Here is an 11,546-nt window from a genome sequence, read left to right as displayed (position 1 = left end):
CTTCGTGCATTGCACGAAGTATCCTTAAAACTGTACATCGCAAAACGTTTGCAACAAGGAAGCAAGAGTATGAACGGCAATCCAATGTCAGGACAAGAGACGAAATCTACAACGATCGCCAACAAGCTTGAGGAAGAGATTCTCTCGAAAAAGTACCAAGCAGGAGAAAACCTGCCAAGCCAGCATGAGCTGGCCGACCAATTCAATGCCTCGAGCAGAAGCGTACGAGAAGCCTTCAAGAATCTTGAAGCAAAAGGCTTGATAAAAGTACGCCAAGGCAAGAAAGCAGTAGTGCAGAGCAATAGCCTCGACCAATTTGTGGAGTCACTATCTGCCTCCATGATGAACAAGCATACCCCTGATAAGAAACTCCTCACTGACCTGATGCAGGTAAGAACCACCATTGAGGTTTCTGCAACGAGAGAGCTGAGCCGCGATCCAAACCGTATGCTCATCGTACGTTCACTCGACAGAGCATGCACCCGCATGGAGCATCTGTTGCCAAGTCTGGAGGGAGGAAAGGACCCAGAGCTGCTGAAACAGTTCAAATCTACTGAATTCGATTTTCATGCTGCACTGATCAAGTCGAACGACAACATCATCCTCAGCAGTATTTATGAGAACCTGGCTCCCCAACTCTACTCCGCCTTGGATAGACTTCCGGAGACCTACAGTGAACAACGTAAAAAAGTGAATGAGTACCGCTACCTGGTGGATGCTCTTGAGAATGGTCAGACTGACCTTGCTGTTGCCTTGACCTTGGTTAACCTTACCAATATCAAGGACAAGTTTGAGACGTTGGACCTGTAGAGGCATTGGAACATATGGAAAACTGTCGTGCTTGCAACCCTGCAGAACGGCAGTTTTTTTGTAGTTAAAACCTTGTTTGATTTGTAATTTGACACATATCATTATATATGAAAAAATTACTCAGAGGTGCATATGTATATAGCATTAATTAACGTACATGGACTTGTTCGCAGCGACGATATTGAAATGGGAAGAGATGCCGACACTGGTGGACAAACCCGGTATGTCGTCGACCTTGTCAAGGAACTCTCTTCAAGAGAGGATGTAGAGGTGGACCTGTTCACCCGTCTGATCAAGGACTCCAGAACCAATGAGGATTACCGAAAGAGCATTGAGCAGATAGGTGAACATGCGCGTATCGTCCGCCTTACATGCGGAGGGACAAAATACCTCCGAAAAGAACTTCTATGGCCATATCTGGATGAGTATGTAGACAACCTGATCTCCTTTTTCCGTACACAAAAGAGAACCCCGGACATCATCCACGCCCACTATGCCGATGCTGGTTATGTAGCAACGGAATTGGCTGCCTACTTCCAGATACCGCTGGTCTTTACCGGCCACTCAATGGGACGCAACAAGCTTGAGTATCTCCAGAGCCAAGGAGTGAGTGAGGATAAGCTCAACCAGTACTATCATATCCACACCCGTATTGAGCAGGAAGAGAGGACAATGCGTCATGCCTCCTTGGTCATTACAAGTACCAATTACGAGAAGAATGTGCTCTATAAGCCCTATGAATCACAAGATCTCTCCAAGATGGAAGTTATCCCCCCAGGTCTCGATCTGGATACATTCTTCCCCTATTACCATTATGAGATCCAGGACCCATCCATCACTGAGGAGATGAAGCTTGCCCAATACTCCATGGTAAAGGAACTACAACGCTTCCTCACCAATATGGACAAGCCCTTTATCCTTGCCCTTTGCAGGCCTGAGGCAAGAAAGAACATTGACCTGTTGATTGATGTCTACGGCAAAAGCAAGGAACTGCAGGCAATTGCAAACCTGGTTATTGTTGCCGGTATCAGAGACGATATCACCAAGATGGAGGAAGGAGAGAAACAGGTTCTCACAGACATGTTGTTGCTCATGGACCGTTACGACCTCTATGGAAAGATGGCGATTCCCAAACACCATAATCCCCAGCGGGATGTACCGGAAATCTATCGCTTGGCTGCAATGAAACGGGGAATTTTTGTAAGCACCGCCGCTCTTGAGAATTTTGGACTTACCTTTATTGAGGCCTCGGCGGTAGGACTTCCCTATGTCGGGACAGACAAGGGTGGAGTGAGAGATATATACGAGAACTGCGAAAGCGGTATCCTGGTCGACATCTCCAACAGGAAGGCAATTGAGGAGATTCTCTATAACCTGCTGACTGACACGGAGCAGTGGCAGAAGCTCTCAGAGAACGGCGTACAGCGCATCCGACAGGTATACAACTGGACAGCACATGCCGACACCTACCTCAGCCATCTCAAGACAGTTCTCAAGAACAAGAAGAAACAACCTGCCCTTGCAACCAGGATGGGATCGATCGAACACCTTCTGGTCTGCGATATCGACAACACGTTGACCGGAGACAAGGCTGCAGCCGATGAGCTGGCAAAAGTCCTTAACGAGCATCATGACCGCATTGGATTTGCCATTGCCACCGGGAGAAGTTTTGAGTCAGCACAAGAGATCCTCAAAAGCTACTCATTCCCTACACCGGATATCTTGATCACCGCAGTCGGCAGCGAGATCCACTACGGCTCGAAGGATATCCCGGACAAAGGTTGGTCACACTACATCCGTAGAAGATGGAAACCAGAGGTAATCAGGGAAGTTCTCGCCACATTCCCTGAACTTGAGATCCAGGAAGAGGAAGGAACGCAGCGAAGGTACAAGATCAGCTACAATATCAAGAAAGGCAGTGAGATCCCCAGCTTGATGGAGAGAATCAGGACGGCCCTGACAGTGGCAAGGAGTATGCAACATCTTGTGCTCAGCCATGATACCTATCTAGATATCCTTCCCTACCGAGCAAGCAAGGGGGATGCCATCCACTACCTGGCTTGGAAGTGGGGAATCGAAGCCAATCGAGTTCTTACAGCCGGAGACTCCGGGAACGATCGTGATATGTTCTCCAATCCTCTCAGATCGATCATTGTGGCAAACCACGAGGAATCGTTAAACACTGTCAGAAAGTCAAAACGTGTGTTTTTTGCCACAAAGAATTCGGCAGCAGGAGTATTGGAAGGATTGTACCATTTCAAGGTTATTGAAGAGTAATTCTACGCATTTTCCCGTATAAGAAGGTCCTTCTTTGGAAGGACCTTCTTACATGTGTATGTTAAAGGTGCGTAACAACTTTCTCAATCTTATGTCTTATGTTTATGATTTAACAGGAAATAGAAATAAGTAAATTCAACTAATGTCATCAATAAAATAATTGATATATAGGTATTGCAAACAATTACAGATTACTGTATAGTAAACCCAAGTTATAACTTAGTACGTATGACATCTTTCATACTTACAACATGGATAAGGAAGTCGAAATGGAATATATAGCCCAGACAAAGACAGCAAGAGTTGCTGCCGCCTTGGAAGAGATGATTCTTGATAAACGAATCAAAAGTGGCTCGTTCCTCCCTTCCCAACAGATGCTTGCCCAAAAGTTCAACACTTCAAGCCGACCAATCAGGGAGGCTCTAAAACTTCTTGAAGCAAAGGGCTTGGTGGTTATTATGCAGGGGCGGAGAGCCCAGGTAAGAAGCAACAGTCTCAACCAATACGTGGAGTCAATATCCACATCAATCGTCAACAGCAAGATCAGTCATGCAAAGCTGATGCGCAACCTGATGCAGGTAAGGATTACCGTTGCCACCAGTGCAGCAAGAGAGTTTACACGTCTGGAAAACAGGGAGGAGTATCTGGCTCAGCTGTGGAGTGCAAGCCATAGGATGGAAGCAGCAGTACCCTCAATACTCCACAAGGATGCACAGGCGTTGAAGAACTTCAACAATGCTGAAGCAGAGTTTCACCGTACCCTTGTCTACGCAAACGGGAACCAGATTCTCTCCACCATCTACAGCAATCTCTCACCCATGCTTGACACTGCCATGACCTCGATCAAATTCACCCCATCACAGATGGAGAAGCGCTCAAAGGATTACACGTATCTTTGTGAAGCTCTCCAGAATGGGCAGACAGATCTGGCTGTGGCTTTGGTACTGGTAACACTGACCACCCTGGAGAAGAAGGTCATGGACCACTACCCTGATGAAGATGCAATCGCCTCCTACGCATAGGTATCCTCGTCTTTGGCAAAACACCTCCACTGTGCTATAGTCGCCGTGGAGGATTTTTTATGGAAGAGATCATACGCCTTGAACATGCCACTGTACGAAGGCAGGGAACCCCGATTCTGGATGATGTCTCATTCTCTGTGTTCAGTAACGAACACGTGGCCATCATAGGACCAAATGGTGCAGGAAAAAGCACCTTGGTGCAGGTTATCAGTGAAGAGATCCATCCGCTGTACAGTGAGCAGACAAGGCGAATCCTTTTTGGAAGAGAACGATGGCAGGTCCTTCAACTACGCCAGCATATGGGCATTGTAAGCCAAACAATCCAGTATCTGTGTAATTCTACCTATCGGGCTTGGGAAATAGCCATATCTGGTTTTTTCAGTTCCATCGGACTTGATTTTCACCACCAGATCACCCAGGAACAGATTGATATCGTAGAAGCTGTGATGCGTCGTTATGGCGTATGGCATCTGAAGGACAAACAGATGAATCGACTCTCCAGCGGAGAGGCAAGAAGGATTCTTCTCTGTCGTGCAAGCGTACATGACCCCCAGGTGATGCTACTTGATGAGGCCGTCTCAAACCTGGACTTTCCCAGCCGTCATCAATACAGGGAGACACTTGAAGCCCTCGACCAGGCAGGCAAGACCATCATCCTGGCAACTCATGAGTTGAGCGAGATCATCCCTGCAATCAGGAGAATCGTGGTCATGAAAGAGGGAAAGATCGTTGCAGATGGAGAAAAGAAAGATATTCTGAGAGAGGAATTGCTCTCAGATGTATATGGAGCAAACGTCTTTGTTGATGAGCGCAACGGCCTCTACACTGCCTGGTGTTGAACCATTTTTCCCACGAACAGGGCTTTGTGTAGTATAGTTAGGGTAAGAACAAAACAAGTGAGGTTTACACATGAAGCGTTGTTCCATCATTATTCATAGCGTAAGTGGCAATTGTTATATTATCGGGTCCTATCTGAAGGAACTCATGGCTGAACGAAATGTCGATGCACGCCTCTACCGAGTTGATGACCCTGATTTGCACATCTGGGCAAATACACAAGAGACTACCAACGACTACTACGAAGATATTCTCGCTCTTCCTATTGTCAGCACATCGACTCTGCTCAAGAGTGATATGATCATTCTAGGCAGCCCGACAAGATTTGGAAATATTTCAGCAGAGATGAAGACCTTCCTGGATACTACGCTCTCCCTAAGCAAGGACAAGAGCCTGGAAACAAAGTTCTTTGCCTGCTTCACCAGTTGCTCAAACTCAACCTGTGAAGGTGCACATACCCTTACAGCCATGATCTATTGGGCACAGTCAATGGGAATGCTCCATATCCCGTTTGGGGTGCATGACGAACTGGATTTCTGTGACCAGCCAGTTTCAGGAATCGTCCACCTTGCAGGAAAGGAAGGAGCCATTCGCCCAAGCGATCGTCTTGGCAAGGAGATGGAGGTGTACGCTGACACGCTCAGTGCCTACATACAAGAGTAAGAAATCGAGTTGAGGGAAGCAGAAATGCTTCCCTCTCTTCTTTAATCCTTGGAGAAGAAGTATCGAATCCAATTAACCCAGCGTACTAATCGGCCCCGTCCATAACGGGTCTTATAGTCGTGGGTTGCACTCTCTATGCTCACCTCTTGGCTACCACTCATATGCTTGAGGTTATCCCAGTGACGCACGATCCACATATACAGGTCAGCCTCGGTATTCCCGGGAAATGATGCAAGCAATCGTGCCTGTTGTACTTCCTCAACAATAGGACGGTAGACATTCTCATACCAGGATTTAGCTCCTTCTTCAAAGCTGATTTCCTCTTCCTTTCCCTCATTGAGGTAGTATTTATGGACGAGGATATGATTAACCATCTCCGGGTAGGACCCAGGAGAGGTGAAGAGAATCTCATCCATCGGGAGATAGGTCGTATTGTACTGGGAGATGAACCGCTCTCTCTCATAATCAACCACCCGCTTGCGCAAGCCCTTCATGGTCAGTCCAGCTTCCAAGGGAATCTGGCTGTCCAGTTCAACAACCTCTGCATCGATGAATTCCACACCTTGGGTCTTTGCAACCGAGACACGATGGTTTCCATCCCGCACAAAGTACCATTTTCCAAGTTTATAGACAGAGATGGGGGGAAGGATTACATATTCCTTTGTTGCTCGGTCAATACTTCTCCATCGGGACCTGAGCAGTTCCTTCTTCGGATAGAAAGCCATGGAAAAGTCCTGATATCTTCCTTCGCTTCCAATTATCTGATTTACAGGAATGGTTCTCATTCCCCGATACGTCTCATTCTTGGGTTTCAACAACTCGGTTACCGCATAAAAACTCAAGAGATCTGAATTTTTCCATGCCAAGCTGCTGAGCAAAGATTGCATTCTTCCTCTGGAACGAGCTTTTTCAAAGTCCTCATTTGTCTGGGAACTCAGATCAACGCCCATTTTTACCATCTTCTTTCCCCTTTCCTAGTGCAGGGTCATCCAGTATATAGTTCTGAAAGATATTGATGACCTTGGTCTGTTTGTACACATGATGTCTGTTGGCATTCATATCATGCAGATGAATATGACCATGAAGCAAGTACCTAGGCTTGAACCATTGCATGAAAGTCAAAAAAGTGGAAAACCCTTGGTGACAACGATCAGTATCATCGCCAAGGCCAAGGGGTGCTGCATGGGTGAGCAGAATATCGACCCACCTTCCCCTGAACAAACGGTTGAACAATAGTTTCGGTACCATTTTCACCATCCTGAAAAACATCTCACGCTCAGAGTATTGGTGTGCCCCCTTATTGTAGCGCATGGCCCCACCAAGACCAGCAATGATCAGACCATGCTTCTTGTCATACAACACCTTACCGTCTGCAAAATCCCCACCACCAAAAGGAGGCAAGGTTTGTACCTTTCCATCCTTGTTGTAGCCATACTGCGAGAGAAGGGGCGACTGTTCAACGAATTGATGCAGATACTCGAGATTATGGTTCCCAAACACAAAGAAAAGGGGCTTGTTCAGGCTCGAGATAATGAACTCATAATATTTGAGAGGGAGATCGCCTGCTGAGATCACAATATCGACATCTCCATATCGGCTGGAAATATTCTTGGAGTATACCAAGGGGTCTGTCTCATCTGAAATACACAGTATTTTCATACTCACCCCATGAGATATCCGCAGTCAACGCCGACCAGTTCACCGGTCATTGCACTGCAGTCAGACAATAATTGCACCACCTTCGCCACCTCTCCTGGATCTACCAGTGAGTGGAGCAAGGAGCGCTCTTCATAGTGTTGTTTCAATGGATTTGCATCATCAAGATAAGGGGCCTTCAACAACCCTGGAGCTACCGCATTTACACGGATCGATGGCCCCAGTTCCTTTGCCAGACTTTTCGTGTATGCAACTACCGCCCCTTTTGATGCATCATAATGGCTCGTACCACCAAACCCAGGATGAAGTGCATTGATACTTGCAATATTGACAATACTCCCCTTTCTTTCCCTGAGTAACGGGATACACTGCTGGGTCAGCCTGAATAGACCTGTTACATTGATGTCAAAGATTCGCTGCCACTCAGATTCCAACAACTCGGTTGGGGTGAAAACAGAAAACACCCCACTGTTGTTCACCAAAACGTCAAGTCCTTCCAGTTCCTGGAGTGATGAAGCAATACTTCCTGCATCCTGAATATCGAGATGGAGAGGGATCAAGGATGATCCATAGGAAGCTGCCAATTCATCAGCGGTTTCCCTGTTTGATGCATAACCGCAGTACACCCGCTCCCCTGCCTTGACAAATCGTTCACAGATTGCCCTGCCCAAGGTACTGGTTCCTCCGCTTACTAGAATACTGCGCATCACTCCTCCTTCGCTAAGAATCTTCTTATATCAGGACACTGTGGATACTTACCCTCCAGTTCTACAGTACCTTGCTTGTAAATACTCTGCTCAAAGGAAGGACACATGGTAGTGGCACATAAAGCCCAACCATGATTTCCTTTGAGTCTCGTTCCCTGCCAACACCCTCCCTGTATTATGGAGAGAGGTTGGCTTCCCTCACTAGCTGGTCCCAACAGACGTAGTTCATGACTACCATCACTCTTGAGTACCAGCTGCTCCAAGGGATCACCCTCGAGAAAAAACCATACCTCATCAGTGGAGAGATAGTGGAGCGAGGAGTAGTTTTCTTCGGTGACCAGATAGTAGATGACACTGCCAAGCAAACGGTCCTGCTCCATGAAAGAGTGAACCCGCTTAAAGAATCCACCTTCCCCTGAAAGAGGCTCCAGACCCAATTGCTCTATCAGTGTCTGGCTCTTCATACAGGCCAGACCTTTGTTACACTGCGAACCAGAGAAGTAAAGGCTTCCTTCACCTGGTCTCCTGTCTCCATGACCTCGGTATGACTCAGCGGCTGGTCCAGAATTCCTGATGCCATATTGGTGATGCAACTGATCCCCAGCACCTTCATACGCATATGGCTTGCAGCAATTGCTTCAGGTACCGTGGACATTCCCACTGCATCAGCCCCGAGCGTCCTTGCTGCACGGATCTCTGCAGGAGTCTCATACGATGGCCCGGCAAAGAACATATAGACCCCTTCCTGCAAGGAAATAGCTTGTTTTTTCGCTTCCTCCCTTGCCAAGGAACACAACTGCTTGTCATAGGCATTGGTCATATCAAAGAATCGTTCCCCAAGGCTCTCATAGTTGGGCCCACGCATGGGACTGTCGGCAATCAATTTGATGTGGTCACTGATCAGCATCAAATCGCCCGGCTTGTAGGATTCATTCACTCCACCGGCAGCATTGGTTACCAAGAGCTGTTCAATACCGAGGGCATGCATCACCTGGATGGGAAAGACCACCTGGTCCATACCATACCCTTCATAGTAGTGAAAGCGACCCTGCATGCATAACACACGCTTACCTTCCAGCATACCAGCAACCAAGCGACCTTTATGGCCATACACTGTGGAGACAGGAAAATGGGGTATATCCTTATAGGATATGGCAACAGCATCCTCCAGCTCATCAGCCAACCCTCCAAGCCCACTACCCAAAACCATACCAATTGAAACGGGTTCATCCCCGATACGAGAGGTGATATACATTGCAGCTTCCTGCATTTTATCCATTAAAGTATCCATACAGTCCTCCTGAGACTATTAGAACGGTTCTCCACTTGCCTTCGGAGCAGCGGAATTTTTCGAGAATAGCACTAAAGCCAGCAAGGTGGCTACATACGGGAAAATCTTGAAGAAGACAGGAGGAATCACCTGCAAGGATGGAATGACCTGGCTGACATTGGCAATTGTTGTTGCAATTCCAAAAAAGAATGTTGCACCAAGAATACCCAACGGTTTCCACTGTCCAAAGATCAAGGCAGCAATGGAGAGAAAGCCGAGACCGGCAACCGTACCATTGAACTCACCTGAGTAGGTTATCAAGATGACCGACCCTCCCAATCCTGCAAGAGCACCACTCATGGCAACGCCGAAGTAGCGCATCTTATGTACATTGATTCCAGCTGAAGCAACTGCAGAGGGGTGCTCTCCACAAGCACGGAGACGAAGGCCAAAGCTGGTCTTGTACAACAGGATCCACGAAAGTCCCCAGATGATCAGACAGACCCATGTGGTCCAGTAGGACTGACTGAAGAAGAGAGGTCCGATGATCGGTATCTTGGAAAGGAACGGGATATTCTCACGAACGATACCCATCATGATACGGACGTTTCCGCTTCCACTGATGGTTCTGGCAAGATATACGGTGAGGGCAGCTGCCAACATATTGATTGCTGTTCCACTGATTACTTGGTCAGCCTTCAGGTTGATCGAGGCAAACGCATGGAGAAGACTGAAGATTGCACCAGCGGCAACACCGACAAGCAATCCTACAGGGAGTGCATTGATCCCCAAGGTTGCTTCACTCATCTTGATCGTAATGGCACTTGCAAAGTACCCAACCAACATCAAGCCTTCCAGCCCAAGGTTGGTGACACCGCTTCGTTCACTGTACAAACCCCCAAGGGAGGTCATCAACATGGGAATCGTATAGGCGATTGCATACGGAAAAATACTTACCAAGGTATCCCACATATTACTTGTCCTCCTTCTCAGGTGTCGTTACCACAGGTTCCTCTTGGGGATTGATCCTGTTATTTCGTCTTTTAAACACTGCATCCCAGAAACGCTTGAACAATACACTGGTTGCCGTAAAGTAGATGATTACAGCAATGATGGTATCGGCAATCTCTGGTGGAACACTGGTCATGGCATTCATGAATCCTTTTCCAGATTGCAGGATTCCAAAGAACAGTGCACTGAAGAATACTCCCAGTGGATTGCTTGCACCCAAAAGCGCTACGGCAATTCCATCAAAACCTTGGGAAGGCATGACTCCAATCTGCATATTCCTTGAATACCCTGTATAGAAGGAGAGCCCAGCCAAACCTGCCAGCCCACCTGCGATCATCATGGAGATTACCACATTTCGGTTCACCTTGATACCTGCATACTCAGCACAGAAACGGTTGGCACCAACCGCTTTCAGACTGAATCCCAGCGTTGTCTTGTCCAGGATGAACTTGATCAGGATCACTGAGATAATCGCTATGAAGAAACCAAGGTTCATATACGATCCATTGAATAGGTTGGTCAACCACTCTGTTCTGAGGGATTGGGAAACTGCAATACTGGCGCTCTCAGTCTCCAGGGAGGGTCCCTTGAGATAGGCAGGAACAAAGTAATAGACCGACCAGTAGGCAATCCAGTTCATCATAATGGTAGCAACAACTTCATGCACGTTGAACTTGGCTTTAAGGAATCCAGGAATAACTCCCCAGATTGCTCCCCCAGCCAAGGCCGCTCCGATCAATACAGCCAAGAAGAGTGGACGGGGAAGAAACACCTTATGGGCAACAATCGTTGCACAGAGGCCACCGACCAACATCTGTCCACTTGCACCAATGTTGAATAGTCCTGTCCTGAAAGCAAAAGCAACAGAAAGACCTACCAACATCAAGGTAGTTGCTGTTGCCAAGGTGTTTCCAATTCTCTCAATATTCATCAGACTTCCACGGAACAAGTACCAAAACCCTGCAAAGGGATTGCTGCCGATTGAAGCCATAAGAATGGCACCGGCAATGAGACCAAGGACCACTGCACTGACTGCGACGAGGAAGGCGTTGCTATGCAGTACTCGTTTTTTCAATGATTTCATTGTTCACCTTCCTTTCGCTTAACGCCGGCCATCATCAAGCCGACCTCATCCTCATTTGTCTCTGAGGTTTTCACAATATCAATCAACTCCCCACTATTCATGACAGCAATCCTATCGGAGAGGTTGAAGATTTCATCCAACTCAAAGGAAACCAGCAATACTGCATGGCCCTTATCACGGTGTGCTTCCCTGCCTCTTATACACATCCC

Annotated in this window: 12 protein-coding genes and 1 pseudogene; 5 read left to right on the top strand and 8 right to left on the bottom strand. The window is 47.4% G+C overall.

What is annotated here, in order from left to right:
- Positions 1 to 69: 69 nt before the first annotated feature.
- The 5 genes from JF818_RS01980 to JF818_RS01960 all read left to right on the top strand — a co-directional run bounded on the left by JF818_RS01980 (position 70) and on the right by JF818_RS01960 (position 5,609).
- Positions 70 to 810 carry a FadR/GntR family transcriptional regulator gene (locus tag JF818_RS01980; RefSeq protein ID WP_198890317.1) on the top strand — a complete coding sequence of 247 codons (741 nt, stop codon included), beginning with the start codon at positions 70 to 72 and terminating at the stop codon, positions 808 to 810.
- 132 nt (positions 811 to 942) lie between these two features.
- The gene (locus tag JF818_RS01975; protein WP_198890316.1) at positions 943 to 3,087 is read left to right on the top strand and encodes an HAD-IIB family hydrolase; all 2,145 of its coding nucleotides are present in this window, start codon (positions 943 to 945) and stop codon (positions 3,085 to 3,087) included.
- Between the two features lie 251 nt (positions 3,088 to 3,338).
- Positions 3,339 to 4,109 (top strand): FadR/GntR family transcriptional regulator, encoded by a 771-nt coding sequence (locus tag JF818_RS01970; protein ID WP_233065470.1) that lies wholly within the window; start codon positions 3,339 to 3,341, stop codon positions 4,107 to 4,109.
- 59 nt (positions 4,110 to 4,168) lie between these two features.
- Positions 4,169 to 4,948 carry an ABC transporter ATP-binding protein gene (locus JF818_RS01965; RefSeq protein WP_198890315.1) on the top strand — a complete coding sequence of 260 codons (780 nt, stop codon included), beginning with the start codon at positions 4,169 to 4,171 and terminating at the stop codon, positions 4,946 to 4,948.
- A gap of 70 nt (positions 4,949 to 5,018) precedes the next feature.
- Positions 5,019 to 5,609 carry a flavodoxin family protein gene (locus tag JF818_RS01960; RefSeq protein ID WP_198890314.1) on the top strand — a complete coding sequence of 197 codons (591 nt, stop codon included), beginning with the start codon at positions 5,019 to 5,021 and terminating at the stop codon, positions 5,607 to 5,609.
- A 41-nt stretch (positions 5,610 to 5,650) separates the two neighbouring features.
- On the opposite strand, the gene JF818_RS01955 is transcribed toward JF818_RS01960, so the two are convergent.
- The 8 genes and pseudogenes from JF818_RS01955 to JF818_RS01920 form a co-directional block, all read right to left on the bottom strand.
- Positions 5,651 to 6,568: a transcriptional regulator gene (locus JF818_RS01955; RefSeq protein WP_233065450.1), complete on the bottom strand. Its 918-nt coding sequence runs from the start codon at positions 6,566 to 6,568 to the stop codon at positions 5,651 to 5,653.
- Complete coding sequence (locus tag JF818_RS01950) at positions 6,549 to 7,268, bottom strand: metallophosphoesterase (protein WP_198890313.1); 720 nt, start codon at positions 7,266 to 7,268, stop codon at positions 6,549 to 6,551. Before JF818_RS01950 ends, JF818_RS01955 begins: the two co-directional genes overlap by 20 nt.
- 2 nt (positions 7,269 to 7,270) lie before the next feature.
- Positions 7,271 to 7,972: an SDR family NAD(P)-dependent oxidoreductase gene (locus JF818_RS01945; protein ID WP_198890312.1), complete on the bottom strand. Its 702-nt coding sequence runs from the start codon at positions 7,970 to 7,972 to the stop codon at positions 7,271 to 7,273.
- On the bottom strand, positions 7,972 to 8,436 hold the full coding sequence (locus JF818_RS01940; protein ID WP_198890311.1) for a cupin domain-containing protein: 465 nt from the start codon (positions 8,434 to 8,436) through the stop codon (positions 7,972 to 7,974). Before JF818_RS01940 ends, JF818_RS01945 begins: the two co-directional genes overlap by 1 nt.
- Complete coding sequence (locus JF818_RS01935; protein WP_198890310.1) at positions 8,433 to 9,263, bottom strand: purine-nucleoside phosphorylase; 831 nt, start codon at positions 9,261 to 9,263, stop codon at positions 8,433 to 8,435. The genes JF818_RS01940 and JF818_RS01935 overlap by 4 nt, the downstream gene beginning before the upstream one ends.
- Before the next feature lie 18 nt (positions 9,264 to 9,281).
- Positions 9,282 to 10,214 (bottom strand): ABC transporter permease, encoded by a 933-nt coding sequence (locus JF818_RS01930; protein WP_198890309.1) that lies wholly within the window; start codon positions 10,212 to 10,214, stop codon positions 9,282 to 9,284.
- Between the two features lies 1 nt (position 10,215).
- On the bottom strand, positions 10,216 to 11,337 hold the full coding sequence (locus tag JF818_RS01925; protein WP_198890308.1) for an ABC transporter permease: 1,122 nt from the start codon (positions 11,335 to 11,337) through the stop codon (positions 10,216 to 10,218).
- Positions 11,334 to 11,546 (bottom strand): annotated as a pseudogene (locus tag JF818_RS01920) (heme ABC transporter ATP-binding protein); the annotation flags it as partial. The gene JF818_RS01925 and the pseudogene JF818_RS01920, both read right to left, overlap by 4 nt.

It is taken from the genome of Sphaerochaeta sp. S2 (assembly GCF_016406725.1).
Lineage (GTDB): Bacteria > Spirochaetota > Spirochaetia > Sphaerochaetales > Sphaerochaetaceae > Sphaerochaeta.
This window is presented reverse-complemented; position numbering and strand designations above follow the sequence as displayed.

Excerpts from the sequence above, each read along its gene's own strand:
- JF818_RS01960 (WP_198890314.1), top strand. The coding sequence starts at position 5,019 with ATGAAGCGTTGTTCCATCATTATTCATAGCGTAAGTGGCAATTGTTAT.
- JF818_RS01955 (WP_233065450.1), bottom strand. The coding sequence starts at position 6,568 with ATGGTAAAAATGGGCGTTGATCTGAGTTCCCAGACAAATGAGGACTTT.
- JF818_RS01965 (WP_198890315.1), top strand. The coding sequence starts at position 4,169 with ATGGAAGAGATCATACGCCTTGAACATGCCACTGTACGAAGGCAGGGA.
- JF818_RS01930 (WP_198890309.1), bottom strand. The coding sequence starts at position 10,214 with ATGTGGGATACCTTGGTAAGTATTTTTCCGTATGCAATCGCCTATACG.
- JF818_RS01980 (WP_198890317.1), top strand. The coding sequence starts at position 70 with ATGAACGGCAATCCAATGTCAGGACAAGAGACGAAATCTACAACGATC.
- JF818_RS01935 (WP_198890310.1), bottom strand. The coding sequence starts at position 9,263 with ATGGATACTTTAATGGATAAAATGCAGGAAGCTGCAATGTATATCACC.
- JF818_RS01945 (WP_198890312.1), bottom strand. The coding sequence starts at position 7,972 with ATGCGCAGTATTCTAGTAAGCGGAGGAACCAGTACCTTGGGCAGGGCA.
- JF818_RS01970 (WP_233065470.1), top strand. The coding sequence starts at position 3,339 with ATGGATAAGGAAGTCGAAATGGAATATATAGCCCAGACAAAGACAGCA.
- JF818_RS01925 (WP_198890308.1), bottom strand. The coding sequence starts at position 11,337 with ATGAAATCATTGAAAAAACGAGTACTGCATAGCAACGCCTTCCTCGTC.
- JF818_RS01940 (WP_198890311.1), bottom strand. The coding sequence starts at position 8,436 with ATGAAGAGCCAGACACTGATAGAGCAATTGGGTCTGGAGCCTCTTTCA.
- JF818_RS01975 (WP_198890316.1), top strand. The coding sequence starts at position 943 with ATGTATATAGCATTAATTAACGTACATGGACTTGTTCGCAGCGACGAT.
- JF818_RS01950 (WP_198890313.1), bottom strand. The coding sequence starts at position 7,268 with ATGAAAATACTGTGTATTTCAGATGAGACAGACCCCTTGGTATACTCC.